This window comes from Propioniciclava sp. (assembly GCF_047602245.1).
In the GTDB taxonomy this organism is placed as follows: Bacteria; Actinomycetota; Actinomycetes; order Propionibacteriales; family Propionibacteriaceae; genus Propioniciclava.
The window spans coordinates 701,034-724,241 of record NZ_JASGHT010000001.1; the positions used below are offsets into that span (position 1 = coordinate 701,034).

A 23,208-nucleotide genomic window follows, 5' to 3' on the forward strand; every position below is an offset into this window, starting at 1 on the left:
CCGGCGTCCACCACGTCGCGTTGGCGGTGCTCGTCCGCCGCGGATGCGTCCTGCTGGCCCACCGGAGAGCGGACCGCGCCTGGTATCCCGACTGCTGGGATCTCGTCGGCGGGCACGTCGAGCCGGGCGAGACGCCCGAGGACGCCGTCCGCCGCGAATGCCGGGAAGAGCTCGGCATCGAGGTGACCTCGCTGGCCGGCATCCGCATGATGCTGTCCGATCCGGCCGTGGTGGCGCACCCTTTCCTCGTCACCGCGTGGCACGGCGAGCCCCGCAACACCGCGCCCGATGAGCACGACGCCGTCACCTGGTTCGCCCCCGACGCTCTACCCCGTCTGCACCTCGCCGACGCGAGTTACCTGGAGTGGCTACCCGGAATCGTCAGGCGCTGCCACTGAGTGGTTTCAGGTGGAGGATCAATTCCCGACTGCGCCGTGCGCATCAATGTAGAGATATGGCGAGTAGACGCACCACATCTCTACATTCACGGGGCCTGAGCAAGACGGGAACTCGCCCGCGCACGGCTCACGGGTGGTGACGGCCGGGGAGACCACGCCAGAGACGACCCCAGCGGGTCAGCCCTGAGCGGCGCCGACGACTTGTTCGACGGCGTCCAGCTCGGTGCCGATCAGGCGGCGTCCGATGCCGGAGAAACGGGTCGGGTCGCCGGTGGTGAGGAAGCGGCGGCGTCCGGCGTGGTCGGATTCGCGGGCCAGGCCGAGGTCGGTCAGTTCGGCGTAGACCTGCTTGGCGCATTCCTCGGACGAACTCACCAGGGTGACGCCGTCGCCGAGAACGTACGACAGCAGTCCGGTCAGCAGCGGGTAGTGCGTGCAGCCGAGGATGAGCGTGTCGACCCCGACGAACTGCAACTGGGCCAGGTAGCGGCGGGCCACATCGAGCAGCTCCGGCCCGCCGGTCACTCCCCGCTCGACGTAGTCGACGAACAGCGGGCAGGTGGCGGTGTGCAGCCGGACGCCGGGGACGGCGGCCATGGCGTCGTCGTAGCTTTGCGACATCGCGGTGGCCGCGGTGCAGATCACCCCGACCTCACCGGACCGGGTCATCTTCACCGCGCGCCGCGCGGCGGGCAGGATCACTTCGATCACCGGCACGTCATAGCGCTCCCGGGCATCCCGCAGCACCGCCGAGGAGGCCGAGTTGCAGGCGATGACCAGGGCTTTCACGCCGGAGGCGTAGAGCAGGTCGAGGCATTCCAGCGCATATTCGCGCACCTGCGAGATCGGCAGCGGCCCGTAGGGGGCTCGCGCGGTGTCACCGAGATAGATGACATCCTCGGCGGGCAGCTGATCCCACACCGCGCGGGCGACCGTCAGCCCGCCGAATCCGGAATCGAAGATCCCGATCGGGGCGTCCACCCCGCGGGTGAGGACGCTCTGGTCGCCGACGGGCGGGTTCAGCTCGTTCACTCCGGTTTCGCCGACCCGATCGCCGGCACCGTGGCACGCTCGGCGCCGAGGGTGGTGTTCGGGCCGTGCCCGGTGCGCACGACGGTGTCGTCCGGCAGCGCGAACAGGACGTTGTTGATCGACTCCAGGATCGTGTCCCAGCTGGAGAAGCTGCGCCCGGTCGCCCCGGGACCACCCTGGAACAGGGTGTCCCCGGTGAACACCGTGCCCAACGAGGGGACGTACAGGCAGCATGACCCCGGCGAATGCCCGGGCGTGTGCAGCACGGTCACGACCGTCTGGGCGACCGAGATCTGCTGCCCATCGGCCAACGCACCATCCGGGTCGGTCGCATGGGTGAGCCGCCACACCGGCAGGTCGTCGGGGTGCAGCCACACCGGCGCGCCGACGGCGTCGGCGAGTTCACGGGCGTACCGGACGTGGTCGTCGTGGGCGTGCGTGCAGACCACCGCGAGTACGCGGCGTCCGGCCACCAGGGTGAGGATCGCCTCGACGTCGTGCGGGGCGTCCAGCACGATGCATTCGGTGTCGTCGCCGAGCACCCACACGTTGTTGTCGACGTCGAAGGTCTGCCCGTCGAGGGAGAAGGTGCCCGAGGTGACGGCGTGGTCGATGCGGGCGCTCATGCCGGCGCCCCCTCCAGCACGACCACCGAGCGCAGCACATCACCGTGATGCATCTTGGTGAACGCGGCCTCGATGTCGCCGATGCCGATCTCCTCGGAGACGAAGGCGTCCAACGGCAGCCGGCCCTGCAGGTAGAGGTCGATCAGCATCGGGAAGTCGCGGCTCGGCAGGCAGTCGCCGTACCAACTCGACTTGAGCGAGCCGCCGCGGCCGAACACCTCCAGCAGCGGAATGGTCAGTTCCATGTCGGGGGTGGGGACGCCGACCAGCACCACGGTGCCGGCCAAGTCACGAGCGTAGAACGCCTGCGTCCAGGTTTCGGGACGCCCGACCGCGTCGATGACGACGTCGGCGCCGAAACCGCCGGTCAGTTCGCGGACGGCGTCCACCGGGTCGCCCTCGGAGGCGTACACCGTATGGGTGGCGCCGAGTTCGAGCGCCTGGCCGAGCTTGCGCGGGTCGACGTCGACGGCGATCACCTTGGCGGCGCCGGCGAGGCGGGCGCCGACGATCGCGGCCATGCCCACGCCGCCGCAGCCGATCACGGCGACCGAGTCGCCGCGTCCGACGTTGCCGGTGTTGATCGCCGCGCCCAGGCCGGCCATCACGCCGCAGCCGAGCAGGCCGGCGGCGGCCGGGCGGGCGCCCGGATCGACCTTGGTGCACTGGCCGGCGGCCACGAGGGTCTTCTCGGCGAACGCGCCGATGCCGAGCGCCGGGCTCAGTTCCGTGCCGTCTTCGAGCGTCATCTTCTGGGTGGCGTTGTGGGTGGCGAAGCAGTACCACGGACGCCCGCGCAGGCAGGCGCGGCAGTTGCCGCAGACCGCACGCCAGTTGAGGATGACGAAGTCGCCGGGCGCGACCTCACTCACTCCGGGCCCGACCTGCTCGACGATGCCGGACGCCTCATGCCCCAACAGATAGGGGTAGTCGTCGCCGATGCCGCCCTGGCGGTAGTGCAGGTCGGTGTGGCAGACCCCGCACGCCTGGATTCTGACGACCGCCTCACCCGGACCGGGATCGGGCACGTTGATCGTGACGAGTTCGACGGGCGCGTCCTTGGCGCGCGCGATGACCGCTTTCACCTGCTGCATGGGCCCAGCATGGCCAACCTCTGCCGTCGGTGCAATGCGAGTCAGGCGTTATGCGGACGGCCCGGCGGCCTCGATCAGCGATTCGAGCACGTAGCCGAGCCAGTCGTACAGCGACACCAGCTGCGTGCGCGGGTCGCGCGCCGACAGGGCGAGCAGTTCCTCGTGGTCGTCCTCGGACTCGATGCCCAGGCGCACCGACAGGCTCAACCGGACGCCGTTGATGGTCTTCATCCAGGCCGACACGTGATCGTCGGCCACCACCAGCGGGAACCGGCCGTCGCCGGTGGCGTCCAGATCGCTCAACACCAGATGGGAGTCGTCGATCCGCGCCCGCCGCAGCGCGTCCTGCGAATAGCGCCGGTGCTCGGCCGCGGCCAGCTCGTCGTCGTAGGCGTCCGGGAACAGCCGGGCCACCACCGGATCGGAACGATCCAGCGGGGCCGGGGAAAACTCGCGGGCCCAGCGCGCGAACGGGTCCTCGGACGCCTCGGGCGCCCCCGCGTCGCCGATCAGTTCCGCGACCTGGCTGACCAGCGAAGAGACCAGCGCCACCTCGAAGTCGTCCAGGCGTGCCACGAACGCCGCGCCGTCGCGCACGAACGGCTTCACGCGGAGCGCTCCAGGGTCGACCACAGCCCGTAGCCGTGCATCGCGTTCACGTGCTGCTCCATCTCCTCGCGGGTCCCGCTCGCGACGACCGCTCTGCCTTCGGTGTGCACCTGCATCATCAACTTCTCCGCCGTGGGCCGGTCGAACTTGAAGTAGGTGACGAAGACATAGGTCACGTAGCTCATCAGGTTGACCGGATCGTTCCACACCAGTGTGACCCACGGCGTCAACTCCTGCGCGCTGACGGTAGGGCGGTCCGCAACGGCGGTCCCGGACGCCGGCGTGACGGGCACCTCGGGGGACGACATGCCTCCTATTGTGTCACGCGCCTGGGACACCACCCCGGCACGTCGACCTGGATGGTTACTCTGAGCACCATGCTTTCGACGACCTCGATGCTCACCGATCAATACGAGCTGACGATGGTGCAGGCCGCCATGGGTTCGGGCACCGCGTTCCGCCGTTCGGTGTTCGAGCTGTTCCCGCGCCGCCTTCCCGAAGGACGCCGCTACGGCGTCGTCGCCGGTACCGGCCGCGCGCTGGACGCCATCGAGGACTTCCGCTTCGATGAGGAGACGATCGCCTTCCTCACCTCGAAGAAGATCATCAACGACGAGGTGGCGCAGTGGCTGGCGGACTACCGGTTCCGCGGCAACGTGTGGGGCTACCCCGATGGCGAACTGTACTTCCCGGGCTCGCCGATCATGGTGGTCGAGGGGTCGTTCGCCGAGGCGGTCATCCTGGAGACGGTATTGCTCAGCATCTTCAACTACGACTCGGCGGTGGCCTCGGCGGCGTCCCGGATGACGGCGATGGCCGGCGACCGTCCCTGCATCGAGATGGGGTCGCGGCGCACCAGTGAGTGGGCGGCGGTGGCGGCCGCGCGGGCCGCCTACATCGCCGGCTTCGCATCCACCTCCAACCTGGAGGCCGGCCGCACCTACGGCGTCCCCACGGCCGGGACGGCCGCGCACAGCTTCACCCTGCTGCACGATTCCGAAGAGGACGCCTTCCGCTCGCAGTTGGCCGCGCTCGGCAACGACACCACGCTGCTGGTCGACACCTACAACGTCACCGAGGCGGTCAAGAAGGGCGTCGAACTCACCAACGGACGCCTGGGCGCGGTCCGCCTCGATTCCGGCGATCTGGTCACGCAGGCGATCGACGTCCGCCGGCTGCTCGACTCCCTGGGTGCGGTCAACACCCGGATCATCGTCACCTCCGACCTCGACGAGTACCAGATCGCCGCCCTGCGCGCCGCGCCGGTCAACGGCTACGGGGTCGGCACCTCGCTGGTCACCGGTTCGGGCGCGCCCACCTGCGGGTTCGTCTACAAGCTGGTCTCGCGTGCTGATTCCGACTCCTCCGATGCTCCGCTGCTGCCGGTGGCGAAGAAGTCGGCGAACAAGGGCTCGATCGGCGGCCGCAAGTCGGCGCTGCGCCGCCTGGACGACAACGGCATCGCCGAGGCCGAGGTGATCGGCGTCGGTGCCGCGCCGCATCCGGACCGCAACGACCGGGTGCTGCTGAAGCATCTGGTTCGCGACGGCGAGATCATCGGCCGCGAACCGCTGCCGGCCGCCCGCGAACGCCACCAGGCCGCCCGCGCCGAACTGCCCAGTTCGGCATTCAAGATGAGCAAGGGCTACCCCGCGATCGTCACCGTGATGCTGGACGCCGAGGGCGACCAGACGTTCAACCCGTACGCCCCCGAGAAGTAGGACGCCCGTGACCCGCGCTCTCATCATCGTCGATGTCCAGAACGATTTCTGCGAAGGCGGCTCGCTCGCCGTCACCGGCGGAGTCGCGGTGGCGGCGTCCGTCGCCGGGCTGCTGGCCGGTGAGCACGGCTATGACGTGGTGGTGGCCACCCGCGACCATCACATCGACCCGGGCGCGCACTTCTCCGATACCCCCGACTACGTCGACTCGTGGCCGCCGCACTGCGTGGCCGGGACGCCGGGGGCGGACGTGCGGCCCGAGTTGGCTGGCGTGAGGTTCGATGCGGTGTTCGACAAGGGCGAATACGAGGCGGCGTATTCGGGCTTCGAGGGGCGTGACCATGCCCTCGATGTCGGCTTGGCCGACTACCTGCGCGGCCGCGGCGTCACCGGCGTCGACGTCTGCGGCATCGCCACCGACTACTGCGTCCGGGCGACGGCCTTGGACGCCGCGGCGTCCGGCTTCGCGACTACCGTGCTGACCACGTTGACCGCCGCGGTGGCCCCGGCGTCGGTGGATGCGGTGTGCGCCGAGTGGGCGGACGCCGGCATCACCGTCCGCTGACGACCGGGACCCACCACCCTTGACGGATTATCGAAATTCGATAATGTATCGATGATCGATAACCCCCGGAGGTCCTCATGCACGTCATCGGCTTGTCCGTCCTGCTCCTCGTGATCGTCGTTCCCCTGGCACTGCTCGGCCTGTTCGTGCGCGCGATCAACACCGGCAGCCCACGGCTGCCGAAGATCGCGATCGTCGTCTGCTGGCTGTCGATCGCGGCGACCGCGATCACCGCCCTCCTGGTGATCGCGACCACCCTCTTCGCGGAGACGGTGCGCATCACCGTGCCGGTCCAGCCGTTCATGCCGGCCCTCGACCCGGGGATCGAGTTCAGCACCACCACGGCCACCGTCACCGGCGGCGGACTCGACCGAGCCACCGTCGACGCGAAGGGGCTGCCGATGAGCACTCGAGGTCTGCTGGCCGCGCACGAGATCGTCTACGCGGCGACCGCGGTCGCCATCGCGGTGATGGTGCTGCGGGTCGCCCGCTCGGTGCGCGACGGCGATCCGTTCCGGGTGACCTCGCGCGTCGTGCTGCGGGCCGCCGTGATCATCGTGGTGGGCGGGCTGCTCGCCGGCGTGCTGGGCCAGATCGGCGACTGGCGAGCCAGCAACGACCTCTTCTTCGTCAGCGGCTGGGGAGGATCGGTCGACATGTTCGGCGACCCGCCCCCCGACCTGCCGCACGAGCAGATCCTCGCCCGGCACGGGTTCGTTCCTCCGGCGGAGTTGTCGCTCACCGTGGAGTTCTGGCCGCTCGCGGCCGGGCTCGGGCTGGCACTGGTGGCCGCGATCCTGCGCACCGGCGAGCAGCTGCGCCACGACACCGAGGGACTCATCTGATGCCCGTCGAGGGCGACGGGAGGATTCACTGCCGGCTCGACGCGTTGCTCGCCGAGCGCGGCATGACCCTCACCGCGCTGTCGGAGAAGGTCGGCATCAGCCTGGTGAACTTGTCGGTGCTCAAGAACGACCGTGCCCGCGCGATCCGGTTCTCCACCCTGACCGCGCTGTGCGACGCGCTCGACTGCGAGGTCGGTGAGCTGTTGGCCCTCGCCGAGGAGTAGTCAGCGGCACCCGCCCACCGGAACGGAGAAGCCGTTCATCACCGCGGCCAGGCGTGCGGCGCGGGCGGAGGTGAAGACGTCTTCGAGCAGCAACGGTTCGCCGTCAGGTCCGGACAACGGCACCCGCCAGTTCGGGTATTCGTCGATGGTTCCCGGCTGGTTCTGGGTGCGGCGGTCGCCGACGGCGTCCACCAGCGCGGCGCACAGCACCCGTGCGGGCGAGTCGACGATGTAGCGGTGCATGGCCAGCACCTTCTCGGAGACGTCGTCGCACTCCGGATCGAGGAAGCCGCGCTCGGTGAGGATCCGGTCCCAGGTCTGGAAGCCGCGCCGGGCCAGGTCGAGTTCCTCGTCCAGGTCTTCGGTGAGGATGCCGAGGCGGTGCTGCAGCCGGATGTGATCCAGGGCCAGGTAGCCCGCGGTCGGCGGCATGTCGTGGGTGGTGACCGAGGCCATGCAGTATTCGCGGTAGTGCTCCGGCGCCAGCGGGGTGCCGTCGTAGTTGGACTCGAACCAGGCCACCGAGGTGCCGAGCACGCCGCGTCCGCGCAGGTATTCGCGCACCCAGGGCTCGACGGTGCCCAGGTCTTCGCCGACGATCAGCGCGCCGGCGCGGTGCGCCTCCAGCAGCAGGATGCCGACCATGGCCTCATGGTTGTACCGCACGTAGGCGCCGGCGGTGGGCGGCAGGCCTTCGGGAATCCACCACAGCCGGAACAGCCCCATCACATGATCGACGCGCAGCCCGCCGGAGTGGCGCAGCATGCCGGCCACCATCGCGCGGAAGGGCTGGTAGGACAGTTCTTCGAGCCGGTCCGGACGCCAGGGCGCCTGACCCCAGTCCTGGCCGAGCTGGTTGTAGTGGTCCGGCGGCGCGCCCACGCCGACGTGCTGGGCGAACGCGTCACCGAGGGTCCAGGCCTCGGCACTCTGGGTACTGACACCCACGGCCAGGTCGGTCATCACGCCGACCCGCATACCGGCCGCCTTCGCCGCCGAGTGCGCCTCGCGCAGCTGGTCGTCGGCGATCCATTGCAGCCACACGAAGAAGTCGATGTCGCGGGCCCTGCTGGCGGCGAACGCGGCGACCTCGGGCGAACTGGGCCGCCGGAACTCGACGGGCCATTCGCGCCAGTTCATGCCGTGCTCGGTGACCAGCACGCACCAGGTGGCGAACTGATCGAGGGCGCGCCCCTCGCCGCGGACGAACTTCTCCTTGGCCATGGTGCGCACCTCGGAAAGGCCCTCGTCATAGATCACCCGCAACGCCGCCATCTTGGCCTCCCACACCGGGTCGCGCCGGATCTGCTCGGACCCTTCGAGCTGGTGATCCAGGCCGGCCTTGATCTTGGCGATCCGGGTGCGCTTGTGCTCGCTGAGGGTGGCCCATTCGGGGATCAGCTCGGGGCGGATGTAGAGCGGGTTGACGTAGCGCCGCGAGGTGGGCAGGTAGGGCGACGGCTCCAGCGGCGTCATCGGCTGGGCGGCGTGCAGCGGGTTGATCAGCAGGTAGTCGGCGAAGTGCTGGGTGCCCGACCAGGTGCACAGGTCGGCCAGGTCGGCCAGGTCGCCGATCCCCCACGAGCGGGACGACCGCACCGAGTACAGCTGCGCGGCATATCCCCAGACCCGGCGCGCCCCCATGGCGCGCGGGAAGCCGAGGAATCCGGGCGTGACCACCAGGGACGCCTCGAAGGTGCGTTCACCGTTCTCCAGGACCACCCGGTGGTAGCCCAGCGGCAGGTCGCCGGGCAGTTCGAAGCTGGCCTCCCCCACCCAGGCCCCGTCGATCTCGCGATCGGGGGTGTAGTTGTCCACCTGCCAGCCTTCGCGGCGTCCGCCCTCTTCGAGCCGGACAGCCACCCAGGCCGGGCTACCGGCGGGCACATGCACGTCGATGCGGATCGGCTGGCCCGCCTGCGCGACAGTAAAGGGGGGCAACGGACGCCGCCACGGCCGCAGCGCGTGGTCGATCAGGGCGGCGCGCGCGGATTCATCGGTGGAGGCGTCCACACCCATGCCGGCCAGGATGCCGATCACGGTGGCGTCGCCGACTTCGATGTGGCGGCCTTTCCAGTCCCAGAACTCGGTGGAGACGCCGAAGGCGTCGGCGAGCTCTGCGAGCACTGGATTCGTCAACGGCATGACGGAAACCCTAACGCCTGAGCGCCGCTTGCTCCGAACCCTAGGAGTCGTTGGTTTCGAACGGCTGCACGATCCGGCGCAGCAGGCCGGCGACCGTCGCGCGTTCCTCGCGGGACAGGCCCGCCAGGATCAGCTTCTCGGCGGCCAGCAGGTCGGCCAGCGCGGCCACCACGATGTCGCGCCCCTCGGGCAGCAGCCGGACGCGGACCGCGCGGCGATCGCGCGGGTCGGGCAGGCGCTCGACCAGGCCACGGGCGGCCAGCCGGTCGATCCGGTTGGTCATCGTGCCCGAGGTGGACAGGGTCTGCTGGATCAATTGCCCCGGCGACAACTCATACGGCGGGCCGCCGCGGCGCAGGGCGGCGAGCACGTCGAACTCCCAGCCGTCCAGGCCGTGCGCGGCGAAGGCGTCCCGGCGGGTGAAGTCCAGGTGCCGGGCCAGGCGGTTGACGCGCGAGAGCACGTGCAGCGGGCTGACGTCCAACTCCGGAACCTCGTGCGACCATGCGGCAACGATCCGGTCGACGTCGTCCATGCCCCGCCCTTCGATCTCGCTATCGACAAACTTGATTCCGAGATTCTAGCGGTCGTGACATCTCGACGTACAGGGAAACGGACTGAATTAAGACGAAGAACGTAGAGAAAAGTTCCGCACGTGTCCGATTCTGCGCGCCGAGACGGCGCCGAGCGCCGCCACCACCGCCATCGCGGTCATCACGGCACCGAAGGTGACCGCGTCGGGGCCGCGTCCGCCGAGCGCGGCGAACAGCGTGCCGGCCATTCCCGCGAACACCGCGTTGCCGCTGGTCTCGCCGACCTGCAGCGAGCTGGTGTTGCGCCCGATGTCCGCCTCGGACGACAGTTGCATCGTCACCAGCGAGGTGGACGCCGACTGCAACCCCATCCCCAGCCCGGCGAACACGCTGCCCACCGCCGGCAGGATCAGGCTGCCCGAGCCGGACCACGCCGACACCGCGATCACCACCAGCCCCAGCGTCAGCCCGCAGGATCCGGCGAAGATGATCTGATCGCGCGACAGCCGTAGCCAGGGGCGCGCCTGGAGCCAGGATCCGGTCATCCAGCCCACCGATCCCACCGTGATCACCGCACCCGCCGCCATCAGGCTCGCGCCACGCGCGGTGAGCATCAGCGGCAGGAAGGTCTGCATGCCGAAGAAGCCGCCGGCCATCAGCCCGCGCACCATCACGGTGGCCGACAGCCCGGGCGCGACCGGGGTGAATCCCTGCGGCATCAACCGGGGGAAGAACACCACCAGCAGCACCACCGCAGCCACCGCCCACAGCAGCGACCAGGCCTCCAGCCGCTGGCCTGCCCACTGCAGCAGGGCCAGGCCGGCGGCGACGCCGAGGGCGGCATGGTTGGGCACGGCCGGTGGCGTGGACCGCCCCTCGCTCGCGGACGCCCCGGGCGACAGCCGGGCCAGCGTGGGCGCCATGAAGGCCAGGCCGATCGCGACCATGGGCAGCACCGACCAGAACACCCAGTGCCAGGAGAAGGTCTCCGACACCCAGGCCGCCACGGCGGGACCGACGAACGAGGGCAGCATCCAGCAGGCCGAGTACCAGGTCATGATCCGGGCGCGCTCACGCGGGTCGTAGGCGACCGCGGTGAGCACCATCAGCGACAGGTTGACCGCGCCGCCGCCCAGGCCCTGGATGGCGCGTCCGGCCAGCAGCACCGCCATGGACGGGGCCAGCGCGGCGACGATGATGCCGGCCGCGAAGATGCCCAGGCCGACCAGCAGCGGCCGGGTCGGGCCGATCCGGTCGCACAGGCGTCCGGCCAGCACGATGGCGACCATCTGCGGGATCATCACCGCGGTGAACGCCCACGCGTACAGATGCAGGTCGCCCAGGTCGGCGGCCGCGGCGGGCATGGCGGTGACGACGGCCATCGCCTCGAAGGCGACGGCCATCACGCACAACAGCAGGCCGACAGTCAGGCCACGACGCGAAGACGACACGAGGAGCTATTCCATCATGAGAACGACGATCCCCCGCACACCGGTTCGCTTGCGGAGTGTGTGCGGAGGACGGGCGGCGTGCCGAGGTTAGCTCGCCGACTCCGCGAGGTGGTCGTCGAACTTCGGCGCGGGCAGCTCCGAGTCCGGGACCAGCTTCCACTGTTCCAGGCGTGCACGGAGCTGCTCGGCAGCGTCAATGTTGAGCGGGCTGCTCACCCACATCGCGTAGGGCAGGTTCAGGTAGCGCTTCTGCTTGACCGCGTCCAGGTCTTTGGTGGCAGGGTTCGACTCCAGCAGCGCCACTTTCTCTGCAAACGTCTGCGTCCCGTAGTCGACGAAGACGATCGCGTCGGGGTTGGCCCCCGCGACCCGCTCCCACGACACGCTCGTCCACGTGTCATCGACGTCACCCATCACGTTCGCGGCACCGGCCGCCTCGATGATCGCCTGAGGGGCGCCCTTGTTGCCGCTGGTGAACACGTTCTTCGAGCCGCTGTCGAACAGCAGCACCCGCGGGACGGGGTTGGCCTGCGGCGCCGCCGTGAGCGCCGCCAGGCGCTGGCCGAGATCGGCAAGCACGGCGTCTGCGTTCGCCGTCTTGCCCGTGATCTTGCCGAGATTGCCCAGGTCCTCGCGCAGGGCGTCCCAGGGCGCCATGATGCCGCGCTGCACCTCACCCTCGGTCTTGCGGCAGCTCTCGGTCAACAGGTAGCTCGCGATGCCCTTGTCGTGGAGCTGGTCGGGAGTGACCGCGCCCTCCTTGAATCCGTAGTTCCAGCCCGCGAAGACGATCTGCGGGGTGGCCGCGATCAGCGTCTCCAGCGAGGGCATGCCGTCCGCCTTGTCCTGCAGCGAACCGAGGACGTTGCCGTAGTGCTCGGTCAACACCGCGCGGTCGCGCTGCAGGCTGGAGACAGAGCTGATCGAATCCTGGGCGCCGATGGCCAGCAGCATCGCGATGATCCCGCCGTCGTTGGCGTGGATTCGGGTGGCCGGCGACGGGTAGGTCTGCTGCACGCCACAGTTCGTCACGGTGACCGTGCCCGCAGTGGCAGACGCCGACGGCGAGCCGGCGGGCGCTGTGTTCGCGCTACAGCCGGTGGCGAGGACGGCGAGGCTAGCCGCCACCGCGACGAGCTTGCCGCGTCGGGTGAAGGTTGTCATGGGTGGTGTTCTCCTTGGTGTTCGGTCGGTCGGGGATAAGCCGGGCTGTCGAGCAGCAGATAGCGGGCCTGCGTGTGTGGGTGCCGGACGGGGGCGACCCTGATGTGGAAGGCGTCCCGCGCGGCGATCCCACCCAGCACCTCCGACGGCGTGCCCTCGGCGACGACGCTCCCCTCGTCGAGGAGCGCGACCCGGTCGAAGAAGGCGGCCGCGAGATCGAGGTCGTGGATGGCGGCGATCACGGTGCGGTCGAGGCCGCGGACCAGGTTGAGCAGCGCAAGCTGCTGCTCAACGTCCAGGTGGTTGGTCGGCTCATCCAGCAGCAGCACCGGTGCCTGCTGGATCAGGCCGCGCGCCAGCACCGCGCGCCGCAACTCGCCTCCGGAGGTCTGGTGCACCGGGCGGTCGATCAATTCGCCGAGCCCCACCCGGCCGAGCGCCTCCGCGACCAGGACGCGATCCTGGGAGCGTGGACCGGACCAGGGGTTGCGGTGCGGCGTCAGGCCCAGCGCCACCAGCTCGCCCAGCGACATGTCCTCGTTGGGCTTCTCATCCTGGGCCACCATGGCGAGGTGCCGGCCACGAGACCGGGCCGGCATCCGCGCCAGATCCCGGCCCCCGACGAACACCGCGCCGGCCATGGCCGGGCGAATGCCCGCCAACGCCCGGAGCAGGGTCGATTTCCCGGAGCCGTTGGGGCCGACCAGCGCCAAGAAGGTTCCCGGCGGTACGTCGAGATTGACACCGGTCAGCACCGGCCGCTGATCGTTGCCGCAGGTCAGGTTCTCGGTGCGGACCTCGATGCCGCCCAGCCCGGCGCTCACCGCCCGCCCCCGAAGCTGTAGCTGCGGCGTCCGAGCAGGAACAGGAAGATCGGAGCGCCCACGATGCCCGTCACCACCGAGAGCGGGATCTCGACCGGTGCCACCAGGACGCGGGCGACGACGTCGACCCAGACCAGGAAGATCGCGCCCATCAGCGCCGAGATGGGGAAGACGCGCCGGTGCGCCGACCCCACGAGCAACCGGCAGATGTGCGGGATGATCAGGCCCACGAAGCCGATGCTGCCGGCCGAGGCGACCAGGACGCCGACCAGCACCGCCTGGATGACGAACAGGCTCCAGCGCAACCGCGCCACGGGAACCCCCAGGCCCGCGGCCACGTCGGGACCGTTTGCGAGGGCGTCCATCCATGCGCTGACCAGCAGGAACGCGGTCAATCCCAGGGCCGCCCCGATCAGCGGGAACCACAGGGTCTCCCAGGTGGCGCCGGCCACGGTGCCCAAGAGCCAGAACAGCACGGCCTGCGCGGTTTGGGGTTCGCCACTGAGGAAGATCAGCAGGCTGGACACAGACGACATCGCCGAGGCCAGCACGGTGCCGGTGAGCAGCATCCGCAAGGGGGTGAGGCCGCCTTGGAGTTGTGTCACCCCGAACACCAGCGCGGTCGCCATCAGCGCCCCCAGCAGCGCGCCGGCGGTGAGGCTCAGGCGTCCGGTGGCGCCGCCGACGCCGAGCGCGATGACGGCGGTGGCGCCCACCGACGCGCCGGACGACACACCGAGCAGATAGGGGTCGGCCAGCGGATTGCGGACGAGCGTCTGCATCGCGGCACCGGCGACGGCGAGCCCCGCGCCAACGGTGGCGGCCAGGATGGTGCGGGGCAGGCGGAGCCCCCACACGATGGTGAGGGCGGTCGGGTCGGGCTGCGGTCCGCCGAACTGGTAGGCCAGCACGGCCCACACCTTGGTCAGCGGGAGCGGCTCAGCCCCGAAGGCCAACCCGAGGAAAGCGCTCAGCAGGACTCCGGCGACGCCCAGGACGCCGACCAGAACCGGCCGGGCGCGACGACGGACGGTGCGCGGCCCACGGGCGGCGCGCGGGACGGAAACCACCGTGCTGCCTTCTTTCCGAGCCTGTGGCGCGAGGCTCGATCGTCGAAAGAGTCGGCATGGCTGGTGGTCGGACTCAGGAGCGTTGCTCCCTCACCGTCGCGCGTCGGCTCTGGATTCGCACCAGATTCCCCAGCTCACGCCGCTTGTCCCCGCCACTATTCAGCGGTGATGATCCGGCCGTCAATCACGGACGCCCCGTGCCCTGATCCCCCTGAGCCCTCCTCCCAGGCGCGTGGCCGCGTTACCATGGCGCGCATGACGCAGCTCACTCCCGCACCCGGATCGCAGACGGTCCTCGACGAGCGCACCGAGTTCCGGCTCGATGAAGGCGATCACGAGCGTTTCAGCCACTATGTGCCGAAGAACAAGCTCACCGAGGCGATGGTGATGGGGACGCCGGTGGTGGCGCTGTGCGGGAAGGTCTGGGTCCCCAGCCGCAATCCCGATCGTTTCCCGGTCTGCCCCGAGTGCAAGGAGATCTGGGAGACGTTCCGCGGTGGCGGTGGTGGCGGCGGTGACGGCGCCGGCGGCAAGGGCGGCGGCTCCAGCGACGGGGGCGAGTAGCGATGGCCCCGCCGCGGCTGCTCGTCCTGGCCCGGCACGCGAAGTCCTCGTGGAAGACCAATGATCCCGATGTGGCCCGCCCGCTGTCGGGCCGCGGCACCCGCGACGGGGTCGTCGCCGGGGCGACGCTGGCCAACCTCGACATCGACCTGGCGCTGGTCTCCCCCGCGACGCGCGCGCGGCAGACCTGGCAGTGCCATCAGATGGGCGGCGCCACCGCGGCGGACGTCCGTCAGGTCGACGAGCTCTACTACGGGGATCTCGATGACGTGCTGGCGATCCTCCGCGAACTGCCCGACAGCGCACGCACGGTGCTGGTGATCGGACACGAGCCGCTGATCAGCGATCTGGCCCTCACCGTGAGTAAGCCGAACAAGCTGACCCGGGCGATCGAGCGGAAGTTCCCCACCTCGGCGATCGCGGCGCTGGCCCACCAGGGCAGCTGGTCGGACCTCGACCACGGGGTCTCGCGGCTGGCCGCCTTCGAGATCCCCCGCGGCTGAGCTGGGGCCGACCGATCAGTAGCGGTAGGAGTCCGGCTTGAACGGCCCCTGCACGGGCACGCCGAGGTAGGACGCCTGCGCCGGCGTCAGCGTGGTGAGCCGGACGCCGAGGGCGTTCAGGTGCAGCCGTGCGACCTCCTCGTCCAGGTGCTTGGGAAGCACGTACACCCCGACCGGGTAATCCTCCGGCTTGGTGAACAGTTCGATCTGGGCGAGCACCTGGTTGGTGAAGCTGTTGCTCATCACGAAGCTCGGGTGGCCGGTGGCGTTGCCGAGGTTGAGCAGGCGTCCCTCGCTGAGCACGATCACGCCGTGCCCGTCGGGGAAGATCCACTGGTCGACCTGCGGCTTGACCACACGGCGCTCGACGCCGGGGCGGGACTCCAGCCCGGCCATGTCGATCTCGTTGTCGAAGTGGCCGATGTTGCCCACGATCGCGTTGTGCTTCATCGCGGCCATGTGGTCGGCGGTGATCACGTCGCGGCAGCCGGTCGCGGTCACGAAGACGTCCGCGGTGGCGACGACGTCTTCGAGCACGGCGACCTGGTAGCCGTCCATGGACGCCTGCAGCGCGCAGATCGGGTCGACCTCGGTGACGATGACGCGCGCACCCTGGCCGGCGAGCGATTCCGCGCACCCCTTGCCGACGTCGCCGTAGCCGCACACGACCGCGACCTTGCCGCCGATCAGCACATCGGTGGCGCGGTTGATGCCGTCGATCAGCGAATGACGGCAGCCGTACTTGTTGTCGAACTTCGACTTGGTCACCGAGTCGTTGACGTTGATCGCCGGGAAGAGCAGCGTGCCGGTCTGGGCCATCTCGTAGAGCCGGTGCACGCCGGTCGTCGTCTCCTCGGTGACGCCCATGATCGAGGCGGCCAGGGCCTCGAAGTCGAGGGTGGACGCCGCCAGGGTTTCCAGGATCACCCGGTATTCGGCCGAGTCGGACGCCTGCGGTGCCGGCACCGCGCCCGCCCGGGCGAACTCGACTCCCTTGTGCACGTACAAGGTGGCGTCGCCGCCGTCGTCGAGGATCATGTTGGGCAGCTCGTCGCCCCAGTCGAGGATCCGCGAGGTGCACCACCAGTACTCCGGCAGCGTTTCGCCCTTCCAGGCGAACACCGGGACGCCGCGCGGGTCGTCCGGCGTGCCGTCGGGACCGACGACGATCGCGGCGGCGGCATGGTCCTGGGTGGAGAAGATGTTGCAGGACGCCCAGCGCACCCGCGCGCCCAGCTCGACGAGGGTCTCGATCAGCACCGCGGTCTGGACGGTCATGTGCAGGCTGCCGGCGATCCGTGCCCCGGCCAGCGGCTGGGAGTCGCGGTAGCGTTCCCGCATCGCCATCAGGCCGGGCATCTCGTGCTCGGCGAGAGCGATCTCGCGACGTCCGAAGTCGGCCAGGGTCAGGTCAGCAACGCGGTATTCCACGACGCCGAAGCCTACCCGGTGTGCGCGGACCTCAGAGCACCCGGCCCAGCCCGATCTGCAGGTACGCAGCGGCGAAGCGGCCCTTGGCCAGCACCGTGGCGTAGCGTTCCATCGCGGTGCCGCCCGCGTGGGTGAGGGTGCAGACCCGCACGTCGGCGACCCGGGCGTTGTGTTCCAGGGCCTCGTGCCGTTCGTCGTCGGCTTCGTCGCCGAAGCCGTCGTCGACCAGCACCAGAACCGGGCGTTCCTCGGTCGCGCCCTCGAAGGGGTCGGCGAACGGGTCGCGCGGCTGGGTGGAGGCCAGGATCGGCAACAGTTCGGAGGCGTCCGCCGCCAGCGCCACCCGCCCCGACGCCGTCCGCAACGACTCGGCGATGCGGCGCGAGGCGCGCGCGGCCAGCACCGAACCGCCCCACACCAGAGGTTGAGCGTCGGCCAGCTCGAGCGCGACGGCCTTCGCCGGGTTCACCGACACGTCCACCGCATGCCCGGCCTCGACCGCGACGGCGTCCATCGCCGCGGCGACCGCGGACGCCGACACCGGCGTGCCCAGGCCCATCTCCTGCAACGCCAGCAGCGCCACGATGGCGGCAGTCAGCGGATCGTTCGTCGACACCGGCAGCAGCGTCGTGGCGCGCGAGGCCGACTGGCGGGCCAGGCTCGAATCCTCCGGTGCGGTCACCAGCACCCGTGAGCCGCGCCGCAGCGCCTCGTGGGCGCAGGTGAGCGCCGCCGAGCCTCCGCCGAGCACGACGACCAGGTCGAGCGGGCCGACCCAGCCGGGAAGCCCGAGCGAGGGCCAGGCCACGAACGGCACCGGGCACACCGGCTCGAGCACGGCGCGCAGCAGGCGCGCCTCGGGACCGACCGCGACCACCGCGCGCGGGCGCGGCTCGTCGGCCAGCGGGACGATCGCCGCCTCGGCGTCCACCGCGTCGCGCCGCAGCCGGGCGCCCGCCTGGGCCAGCGGCCGGAGCAGGTGATCGGCCGCCTGAAGCACCTCGGGGTCATCGAGGCGCTCGTCGACGAACTCCGGCACGGCTCAGCCCTCCTCGGGGGCCCGCGCCTCGTCGATCACCAGGATCGGGATGCCGCCGCGCACCGGGTAGGCCAGGCCGCACGCGATCTCGGTGCAGACCAGCTCGGACGCCTCGTAGTCCCAGGTCAGCTTGCCGTGGCAGGCCGGGCAGACCAGCAGCTCCAGCACGCCGGGAATCAGATCACTCATCGTCGCCTCCTCGAATGATGGCCAGCGTCTCGTCGCGCAGCGCCGCCATGGTGTCCTCGTCGCGCGCCTCCACGTTGAGCCGCAGCAGCGGCTCGGTGTTGGACGGGCGCACGTTCACCCACCAGTCGGGGCCGGCCACCATGACGCCGTCACCGACCTCGATCTCGCCACGGCCGGCGAAGGCTGCCTGCACGCGCTCCAGGATCGGCTCCACGGCTGGCACCGTCGAGTTGATCTCGCCGGAGGGCACGTCGCCGGCGAACCGGGCCGCGAGCTGCGAACATGCTCTGGTCGCCGTGGCCGAGCATCGCCAGCACGTGCAGCGCGGCGAGCATGCCGGTGTCGGCACCCCAGAAGTCGCGGAAGTAGTAGTGCGCCGAGTGCTCACCGCCGAAGACCGCGTCGTGCTCGGCCATCTTCGCCTTCACCGAGGTGTGGCCCACCCGGCTGATCACCAGTTCGCCACCGCATTCGGCGACCGCCTCGCCGACCGCGCGCGAGGTGATGGTGTTGATCACGATGGTGCCGCCCGGCTCGCGGCGCAGTTCCTGGGTGGCGATCAGCGCGGTCACGATGGACGGGCTGACCACGTCGCCGTTCTCGTCGATGATGAAGCAGCGGTCGGCGTCGCCGTCGAACACCAGGCCGACGTCGGCGCCGTGCTCGCGCACCGCGGCCTGGGCGTCCACCAGGTTCTCCGGGATCAGCGGGTTCGGCATGTGGTTCGGGAAGGTGCCGTCCAGGTCCAGGTAGAGGCCGACCAGGTCGAGCCCGAGGGTGCCCAGGACGGCGGGCGTGGTGTGCCCGGCCATGCCGTTGCCGGCGTCCACGACGACCTTCAGGGGCCGCAGGCCGTCGAGGTCGACCAGCGCATGCAGGTGCTTGGCGTAGCCGTCCAGGATGTCGAGGGTGCGGTGGCCGCCACGCTGCTGAGCCTCGGCCAGCGGCTCGCCCAGCGCGAGGTCGCGCAGTTCGACGAGCGTCTCGGCGGTGACCGGCGCCGCCGCAGGCAGGCAGAACTTGACGCCGTTGTAGTCGGCCGGGTTGTGCGAGGCGGTGAACTGGACGCCGTGCAGGCCGAGCAGGCCGGAGGCGTACCACAGCGCATCGGTGCTGGCCAGGCCGATGTCGACCACCGAAGCGCCCTGGCCGCGAGCCCCGTCGGCGAAGGCGGCGGCCACCTCGGGACCGGTGACCCGCATATCACGGCCCATCACGAACTCGCGTCCGGCAAGGCCGAACACTCGGACGAACGCGGCGCCCACGGCACGCACGCCATCGAGGTCCCACTCGGGGTCCGGAACGCCGATGATGCCGCGAATATCGTTCGCCTTGAAGATGCCGTGCGTGATCACCCGCAAAGACTAGCGAAAGACTAGCGGCCGGGATCGGCCGGGTCCGCCACGACGCCCAGATGGCGTTTGCGCCGGGCCAGCGTCGGCGCGGGGACGGCGCCGCGGGTTTCCTCGTCCCAGGTCATCCCGACCTCGCGGACGGCGTCCGCGAGCGCGAGCAGATCGTCGTGATCGTGCTCGGGCGCGCCGTCGGTCAGCGGCAGCCGGATGAGTTCCCAGCCGCGCGGCGCCGACAGCCCGTCGCTGTGCGTGCGGCACAGGTCATGGCAGCCGGGCTCGGCGCGCAATGCGAGCGGGCCCACCACGGCCGCACGGTCGCTGTAGGCGTACGTCAGCGTGGCGACCGCGGGTGCATTGCACCCCGTCCGGGAGCACTGGCGCGGTTTCACGCCGTTCACGGTACTGGGTGCGCCGCCCGCTAGGGTGAGCGACATGCTCAAGCACCGCGATCGGCACCAGCGCGGACGCCGCGGGCGCCTGGCCTGGCCCAACCCCTACACCGGCGCGCCCGTACCGCTGCGCGCCCAGCAGTCCAAGGCGGAGTTCTTCACCCGGTGCGTCCAGGATGCGCTGCGCCAGATCATCGAACACTGCCCGCGCGCACTGGCGGCGATGGATGTCGGCATCGAGGACGTCCCCACGGTCGGCATGGGGTGGGTCGGTGACCGGGTTCCGCTCGCGGCGGCGATCTCCCCCACCCCCGAGGTGCATGGTCAGGTGGTGGTCTTCCGCCGCCCGATCGAACGGCGGGCGCGGACGCGGGAGGGCCTGCGCATCCTGGTGTTCCGCACCATCGTGGAGCAGTTGAGCGATGCGACCGGGATCAGCGTCGACGAGATCGATCCGCACGGGCATCGCGAAGACGACGAGGACGAGTGACGGCGGAACTCAGACGGCCCGGCGCTTGAGCTTGCGGCGCTCGCGCTCGGACAGGCCGCCCCAGATGCCGAAGCGCTCGTCGTGGGCGAGCGCGTACTCCAGGCATTCGGCCCGCACGTCGCAGGTCTGGCACACCTTCTTGGCCTCGCGGGTCGAGCCGCCCTTCTCGGGGAAGAACGCCTCCGGGTCCGTCTGCGCGCACAGAGCACGCTCCTGCCACAGCAGGAGCCCGTCATCGTCCAGGGTCACCATCATCAACTCGTGCACCCGGGACCTCCTCGACTCGCCGACGGCAGTGCTTGACAGGAATTACAGCCCTGTCATTCTGCCCGCGTCAAGCGAGGGAGCCAAATCCGGTACTCAAGGACGACCCGCGCCCGGCTCCTCCTGGGTGGTGCCGTCGCCGATGGCCGGCCTGCGCACCGGATGCCAGCCGACAGCCGGCGCTCCTGCCGCGGGAGCCGCCGCTCCCGGCGCGCCCGCGGCCGCCTCGCTGGCTGAGGCCCAAGCGGTTCCGGTGACCGGGGGCGGCGTCCAGGACGGCACCTGCGTAGCGGCCTCCGCGGCGACGGACGCCTCGGGCGCGGCCTGCTGCGCCGGGGCCGCCGGCCCAGGAGCCGGGATGTCGATGCGCCCGCCGCGCAGGCCGCGCAGGATCAGCCACAAGGTGACCGCCGCTCCGAGTTTGAGCACGACGTCGAGCAGCCCGCCGACGATCTCGAGCACGACGCCGAGTGTTCCGGCCGAGGCGCTCAGCCCGAGCAGCAGCGCCACGATCGTCAGTACGGTGCCGGTGGTCACCACGAGCGCAGCCGCAGCGACGATGCGCCCGGCGCTGGGGAGCGGGGCGTGGAACACGCAGAACCAGACCAGCGCGATCACCACGATGACCAGCGGCAGGCTCATCGCGTTCAGCGCCACGTTCTGCGCGGCGGCCGAGAACGGGAGCGTGTCGGTCGACACGGTGACCGCGAAGCGGACCAGCGCCAGGACGATGCTCACCGCGGTGACGGCGATGGCCGTCCATGCCGCCGGTTCGCGCAGGCGGATGAGGTTGTCAAGCACGGGGGTGTCCTCTTCTCGCCCTACACGTAGCGTGCGCCGACGGCCTCGGCGACCTGGCCGACCAGCGCCTTGATGCCCTCGGCGTCCGCGAGCGTAGTCACCAGCGTGGCGTCGGCGGTGTGCACCACGACCATGCCGGAGACGCCCGACAGGCCGACCAGGTGGTCGGGGTCGGTGCTGATCACCAGATTGCCATGGGCGTCGTTCAGCACCGCCAGCCCCTCGATGACGTTGCCGTCGGCGTCGCCGTCCAGCACCTCGGCCAGGCTGGCGAATCCGCCGACGTCGCGCCAGCGCACGGGCAGGGCCACCGCCAGCACGTGCCCGGGTGCACGCCCCTGCGAGACCGGCTCCATGATGGCGAAGTCGACCGATGTCTTGCGCAGCGCCGGGAAGATCTCCCCCAGCGCCTCGGGGCGCTCGGCGAGGTCGAGGACGGCGGCGTGGGTGGCCGGCTCGAGTGCCGCCAGCTGCTCGAGGAACGTGCGGGCACGCCAGACGAACATGCCGGCGTTCCACCAGTACTGGCCCGAGGCGAGATAGTCGGCCGCGGTCGCGGCGTCCGGCTTCTCCTTGAACTCCTGCACCGCGCAGGCCGTCGGGAAGCCGGGTACGGGCGCGCCGCGATGCAGGTACCCGTAGCCCGTGTGCGCACTGGTCGGCACCACCCCGAGGGTCACCAGCGCGCCGGGATCGGCCTCCGCGACGGCAAACGCCTCCTCCAGCGACTCCACGAAGGTCTCCACGGGGTCGATGAGCTGATCGGCGGTGAGGTGCGCGACGACCGCATCGGGGTCGCGATGGCTCAGCACGGCAGCCGGCCAGGCGACGGCGTTGAGCGAGTCGCGGCCCTCGGGCTCGCCGAGGAGGTTCTGCTCGGCGACCTCGGGCAGGTCGGCCCGTACGTCATCGAGATACGCCGCACCGGTGACGACGATCACCCGCTCGGCGGGCACGACGCGGGCCGCTCGCTCGAAGGCGAGGCGGAGCAGGCTGGTGCCGTCGATGAGCTTCAGCAACTGTTTGGGGGTGCCCTTGCGGGAGAGCGGCCACAGGCGAGTGCCCGAGCCGCCGGCCATGATCACGACGTAGCGCATGAACGGCATCGTAGTGAACCGCACCGACAATCCCGGGGACCGCCCGCGGACGGTGCGGCGCCTAAGCTGGCCCGGTGACACCGCAGCCCCACGTGAGCCTCCACCTGCAGCGACGGGCCGTCTCGGCCGGTTCGAGCCCGCTGATCACCCACTACGGGCCGCGGCGAACGCACCGAACTATCAGGCACGAGCTTCGCCAACTGGGTCGCCAAGACGGTGAACCTGCTCGATGACCTGGGCCTCGACGAGGACGACACGTTCGTCCTTCCGGTGCTCGCCGAGCGGCCCGCGCACTGGATGGCGCTGGTCTGGCCGTTCGCGTTGTGGCACGCCGGCCATCGGGTGTGCCTCGACGCACCGGACGCCGGGCTCGCCGTCGTCGGCCCCGTCGATCCGCGCCCGGTCGCGCCGATCACGCTCGCCTGTTCCCTCGACCCGTGGGCTCGCCCGCTCGCCGGGCTGGCGGCCGGCGTCCTCGACTTCGCCGCCGAGGCGCTGGCCCAACCCGACGCGGTGCCGCCGGTCGCCCCCGACCAAGGCCGGGCCGCCTGGTCCGACAGCGCGCGCACGCTCACGGCGTCCGAGATTGCGGCTTTGGATCCGATCGGCGACCGCGTCATCGACGCACCGTCCGGGCCGTGGCAGGCCGTCTCGCTGCTCGCCCGCGCGATCATCGGCGGCGGCTCGGTCGTCTTCGTGGAAGGGGACGCCGATGCCGCGCACACCGCGGCCAGCGAGCGGGCCCGCCCGGCTGGACCGGTAGCATGAGGCGCCCGTCCAGGTTC

At 70.6% G+C, this 23,208-nt stretch carries 28 protein-coding genes, 1 pseudogene and 1 riboswitch; of the genes and pseudogenes, 9 read left to right on the plus strand and 20 right to left on the minus strand.

What is annotated here, in order from left to right; genetic code table 11:
• The first annotated feature begins 20 nt into the window (after positions 1-20).
• Entirely contained in the window at positions 21-398 is a 378-nt protein-coding gene (locus QM708_RS03390) for an NUDIX hydrolase (RefSeq protein WP_415104400.1), read from the plus strand.
• 177 nt (positions 399-575) lie between these two features.
• Here QM708_RS03390 and murI read toward each other — a convergent pair whose 3' ends face one another.
• Genes murI through clpS form a run of 5 tightly spaced genes read right to left on the minus strand, consistent with a single transcriptional unit; the run spans position 576 to position 4,067 of the window.
• The gene (gene murI / locus QM708_RS03395) at positions 576-1,430 is read right to left on the minus strand and encodes a glutamate racemase (protein WP_415104402.1); all 855 of its coding nucleotides are present in this window, start codon (positions 1,428-1,430) and stop codon (positions 576-578) included.
• A complete protein-coding gene (locus QM708_RS03400) occupies positions 1,427-2,056 on the minus strand; it encodes an MBL fold metallo-hydrolase (protein ID WP_415104404.1) in 630 nt (209 codons plus the stop codon). The genes murI and QM708_RS03400 overlap by 4 nt, the downstream gene beginning before the upstream one ends.
• Positions 2,053-3,150, minus strand: a complete 1,098-nt coding sequence (locus QM708_RS03405) for an S-(hydroxymethyl)mycothiol dehydrogenase (RefSeq protein ID WP_415104406.1) — start codon at positions 3,148-3,150, stop codon at positions 2,053-2,055. The genes QM708_RS03400 and QM708_RS03405 overlap by 4 nt, the downstream gene beginning before the upstream one ends.
• Positions 3,151-3,198: 48 nt before the next feature.
• A complete protein-coding gene (locus QM708_RS03410) occupies positions 3,199-3,759 on the minus strand; it encodes a DUF2017 domain-containing protein (RefSeq protein WP_415104408.1) in 561 nt (186 codons plus the stop codon).
• Positions 3,756-4,067, minus strand: a complete 312-nt coding sequence (gene clpS, locus QM708_RS03415) for an ATP-dependent Clp protease adapter ClpS (RefSeq protein WP_415104410.1) — start codon at positions 4,065-4,067, stop codon at positions 3,756-3,758. Before clpS ends, QM708_RS03410 begins: the two co-directional genes overlap by 4 nt.
• Positions 4,068-4,136: 69 nt before the next feature.
• Between clpS and QM708_RS03420 the strand changes: the two genes are divergently transcribed.
• The 4 genes from QM708_RS03420 to QM708_RS03435 all read left to right on the plus strand — a co-directional run bounded on the left by QM708_RS03420 (position 4,137) and on the right by QM708_RS03435 (position 7,114).
• Positions 4,137-5,480: a nicotinate phosphoribosyltransferase gene (locus QM708_RS03420; RefSeq protein ID WP_415104412.1), complete on the plus strand. Its 1,344-nt coding sequence runs from the start codon at positions 4,137-4,139 to the stop codon at positions 5,478-5,480.
• A 7-nt stretch (positions 5,481-5,487) separates the two neighbouring features.
• Positions 5,488-6,045, plus strand: coding sequence for an isochorismatase family protein (locus QM708_RS03425; RefSeq protein WP_415104414.1), 558 nt, complete (start codon positions 5,488-5,490; stop codon positions 6,043-6,045).
• Between the two features lie 77 nt (positions 6,046-6,122).
• Positions 6,123-6,890, plus strand: coding sequence for a hypothetical protein (locus QM708_RS03430; RefSeq protein WP_415104416.1), 768 nt, complete (start codon positions 6,123-6,125; stop codon positions 6,888-6,890).
• Positions 6,890-7,114: a helix-turn-helix domain-containing protein gene (locus QM708_RS03435; protein WP_415104418.1), complete on the plus strand. Its 225-nt coding sequence runs from the start codon at positions 6,890-6,892 to the stop codon at positions 7,112-7,114. The genes QM708_RS03430 and QM708_RS03435 overlap by 1 nt, the downstream gene beginning before the upstream one ends.
• Here QM708_RS03435 and malQ read toward each other — a convergent pair whose 3' ends face one another.
• The 6 genes from malQ to QM708_RS03465 all read right to left on the minus strand — a co-directional run bounded on the left by malQ (position 7,115) and on the right by QM708_RS03465 (position 14,238).
• The gene (gene malQ, locus QM708_RS03440; RefSeq protein WP_415104420.1) at positions 7,115-9,259 is read right to left on the minus strand and encodes a 4-alpha-glucanotransferase; all 2,145 of its coding nucleotides are present in this window, start codon (positions 9,257-9,259) and stop codon (positions 7,115-7,117) included.
• Between the two features lie 40 nt (positions 9,260-9,299).
• Positions 9,300-9,794 carry a MarR family winged helix-turn-helix transcriptional regulator gene (locus tag QM708_RS03445; protein WP_415104422.1) on the minus strand — a complete coding sequence of 165 codons (495 nt, stop codon included), beginning with the start codon at positions 9,792-9,794 and terminating at the stop codon, positions 9,300-9,302.
• Positions 9,795-9,881: 87 nt separating this feature from the next.
• A complete protein-coding gene (locus QM708_RS03450; RefSeq protein WP_415104424.1) occupies positions 9,882-11,243 on the minus strand; it encodes an MFS transporter in 1,362 nt (453 codons plus the stop codon).
• An 87-nt stretch (positions 11,244-11,330) separates the two neighbouring features.
• Entirely contained in the window at positions 11,331-12,407 is a 1,077-nt protein-coding gene (locus QM708_RS03455) for an ABC transporter substrate-binding protein (protein WP_415104426.1), read from the minus strand.
• A complete protein-coding gene (locus QM708_RS03460; protein ID WP_415104428.1) occupies positions 12,404-13,231 on the minus strand; it encodes an ABC transporter ATP-binding protein in 828 nt (275 codons plus the stop codon). Before QM708_RS03460 ends, QM708_RS03455 begins: the two co-directional genes overlap by 4 nt.
• Positions 13,228-14,238 carry a FecCD family ABC transporter permease gene (locus QM708_RS03465; RefSeq protein ID WP_415111256.1) on the minus strand — a complete coding sequence of 337 codons (1,011 nt, stop codon included), beginning with the start codon at positions 14,236-14,238 and terminating at the stop codon, positions 13,228-13,230. The genes QM708_RS03460 and QM708_RS03465 overlap by 4 nt, the downstream gene beginning before the upstream one ends.
• Before the next feature lie 103 nt (positions 14,239-14,341).
• Positions 14,342-14,476: riboswitch (cobalamin riboswitch) on the minus strand.
• An 80-nt stretch (positions 14,477-14,556) separates the two neighbouring features.
• On the opposite strand from QM708_RS03465, the gene QM708_RS03470 reads away from it, so the two are divergent.
• Positions 14,557-14,865, plus strand: coding sequence for a DUF3039 domain-containing protein (locus QM708_RS03470; RefSeq protein ID WP_415104430.1), 309 nt, complete (start codon positions 14,557-14,559; stop codon positions 14,863-14,865).
• Positions 14,866-14,867: 2 nt separating this feature from the next.
• Positions 14,868-15,368 carry a SixA phosphatase family protein gene (locus QM708_RS03475; RefSeq protein WP_415104432.1) on the plus strand — a complete coding sequence of 167 codons (501 nt, stop codon included), beginning with the start codon at positions 14,868-14,870 and terminating at the stop codon, positions 15,366-15,368.
• Between the two features lie 15 nt (positions 15,369-15,383).
• On the opposite strand, the gene ahcY is transcribed toward QM708_RS03475, so the two are convergent.
• The 6 genes from ahcY to QM708_RS03505 are packed head-to-tail and all read right to left on the minus strand — an operon-like array spanning position 15,384 to position 19,771.
• Entirely contained in the window at positions 15,384-16,799 is a 1,416-nt protein-coding gene (gene ahcY / locus QM708_RS03480; protein ID WP_415104434.1) for an adenosylhomocysteinase, read from the minus strand.
• A gap of 31 nt (positions 16,800-16,830) precedes the next feature.
• Entirely contained in the window at positions 16,831-17,838 is a 1,008-nt protein-coding gene (locus tag QM708_RS03485; protein ID WP_415104436.1) for an SIS domain-containing protein, read from the minus strand.
• A gap of 3 nt (positions 17,839-17,841) precedes the next feature.
• Entirely contained in the window at positions 17,842-18,027 is a 186-nt protein-coding gene (locus tag QM708_RS03490) for a Trm112 family protein (RefSeq protein WP_415104438.1), read from the minus strand.
• The gene (locus QM708_RS03495; RefSeq protein ID WP_415104440.1) at positions 18,020-18,220 is read right to left on the minus strand and encodes a hypothetical protein; all 201 of its coding nucleotides are present in this window, start codon (positions 18,218-18,220) and stop codon (positions 18,020-18,022) included. The genes QM708_RS03490 and QM708_RS03495 overlap by 8 nt, the downstream gene beginning before the upstream one ends.
• Positions 18,177-19,382, minus strand: coding sequence for a phosphomannomutase/phosphoglucomutase (gene manB / locus QM708_RS03500; RefSeq protein WP_415104442.1), 1,206 nt, complete (start codon positions 19,380-19,382; stop codon positions 18,177-18,179). The genes QM708_RS03495 and manB overlap by 44 nt, the downstream gene beginning before the upstream one ends.
• Before the next feature lie 20 nt (positions 19,383-19,402).
• Entirely contained in the window at positions 19,403-19,771 is a 369-nt protein-coding gene (locus QM708_RS03505) for a DUF3499 domain-containing protein (RefSeq protein ID WP_415104444.1), read from the minus strand.
• 43 nt (positions 19,772-19,814) lie between these two features.
• Between QM708_RS03505 and QM708_RS03510 the strand changes: the two genes are divergently transcribed.
• Positions 19,815-20,261 carry a metallopeptidase family protein gene (locus QM708_RS03510; RefSeq protein WP_415104446.1) on the plus strand — a complete coding sequence of 149 codons (447 nt, stop codon included), beginning with the start codon at positions 19,815-19,817 and terminating at the stop codon, positions 20,259-20,261.
• A 9-nt stretch (positions 20,262-20,270) separates the two neighbouring features.
• Here QM708_RS03510 and QM708_RS03515 read toward each other — a convergent pair whose 3' ends face one another.
• The 3 genes from QM708_RS03515 to QM708_RS03525 all read right to left on the minus strand — a co-directional run bounded on the left by QM708_RS03515 (position 20,271) and on the right by QM708_RS03525 (position 22,423).
• Positions 20,271-20,516: a WhiB family transcriptional regulator gene (locus tag QM708_RS03515; protein ID WP_415111259.1), complete on the minus strand. Its 246-nt coding sequence runs from the start codon at positions 20,514-20,516 to the stop codon at positions 20,271-20,273.
• 105 nt (positions 20,517-20,621) lie between these two features.
• Positions 20,622-21,326 (minus strand): hypothetical protein, encoded by a 705-nt coding sequence (locus QM708_RS03520; RefSeq protein ID WP_415104448.1) that lies wholly within the window; start codon positions 21,324-21,326, stop codon positions 20,622-20,624.
• A gap of 20 nt (positions 21,327-21,346) precedes the next feature.
• Positions 21,347-22,423 carry a mannose-1-phosphate guanylyltransferase gene (locus QM708_RS03525; RefSeq protein WP_415104450.1) on the minus strand — a complete coding sequence of 359 codons (1,077 nt, stop codon included), beginning with the start codon at positions 22,421-22,423 and terminating at the stop codon, positions 21,347-21,349.
• A gap of 171 nt (positions 22,424-22,594) precedes the next feature.
• On the opposite strand from QM708_RS03525, the pseudogene QM708_RS03530 reads away from it, so the two are divergent.
• Positions 22,595-23,191: pseudogene (locus tag QM708_RS03530) on the plus strand (TIGR03089 family protein); the annotation flags it as partial.
• Positions 23,192-23,208 lie beyond the last annotated feature (17 nt).

Excerpts from the sequence above, each read along its gene's own strand:
- clpS (WP_415104410.1), bottom strand. The coding sequence starts at position 4,067 with ATGTCGTCCCCCGAGGTGCCCGTCACGCCGGCGTCCGGGACCGCCGTT.
- QM708_RS03405 (WP_415104406.1), bottom strand. The coding sequence starts at position 3,150 with ATGCAGCAGGTGAAAGCGGTCATCGCGCGCGCCAAGGACGCGCCCGTC.
- malQ (WP_415104420.1), bottom strand. The coding sequence starts at position 9,259 with ATGCCGTTGACGAATCCAGTGCTCGCAGAGCTCGCCGACGCCTTCGGC.
- QM708_RS03515 (WP_415111259.1), bottom strand. The coding sequence starts at position 20,516 with ATGATGGTGACCCTGGACGATGACGGGCTCCTGCTGTGGCAGGAGCGT.
- QM708_RS03445 (WP_415104422.1), bottom strand. The coding sequence starts at position 9,794 with ATGGACGACGTCGACCGGATCGTTGCCGCATGGTCGCACGAGGTTCCG.
- QM708_RS03525 (WP_415104450.1), bottom strand. The coding sequence starts at position 22,423 with ATGCGCTACGTCGTGATCATGGCCGGCGGCTCGGGCACTCGCCTGTGG.
- QM708_RS03475 (WP_415104432.1), top strand. The coding sequence starts at position 14,868 with ATGGCCCCGCCGCGGCTGCTCGTCCTGGCCCGGCACGCGAAGTCCTCG.
- QM708_RS03400 (WP_415104404.1), bottom strand. The coding sequence starts at position 2,056 with ATGAGCGCCCGCATCGACCACGCCGTCACCTCGGGCACCTTCTCCCTC.
- QM708_RS03435 (WP_415104418.1), top strand. The coding sequence starts at position 6,890 with ATGCCCGTCGAGGGCGACGGGAGGATTCACTGCCGGCTCGACGCGTTG.
- QM708_RS03490 (WP_415104438.1), bottom strand. The coding sequence starts at position 18,027 with ATGAGTGATCTGATTCCCGGCGTGCTGGAGCTGCTGGTCTGCCCGGCC.
- QM708_RS03470 (WP_415104430.1), top strand. The coding sequence starts at position 14,557 with ATGACGCAGCTCACTCCCGCACCCGGATCGCAGACGGTCCTCGACGAG.
- QM708_RS03510 (WP_415104446.1), top strand. The coding sequence starts at position 19,815 with ATGCTCAAGCACCGCGATCGGCACCAGCGCGGACGCCGCGGGCGCCTG.
- QM708_RS03455 (WP_415104426.1), bottom strand. The coding sequence starts at position 12,407 with ATGACAACCTTCACCCGACGCGGCAAGCTCGTCGCGGTGGCGGCTAGC.
- QM708_RS03430 (WP_415104416.1), top strand. The coding sequence starts at position 6,123 with ATGCACGTCATCGGCTTGTCCGTCCTGCTCCTCGTGATCGTCGTTCCC.
- QM708_RS03420 (WP_415104412.1), top strand. The coding sequence starts at position 4,137 with ATGCTTTCGACGACCTCGATGCTCACCGATCAATACGAGCTGACGATG.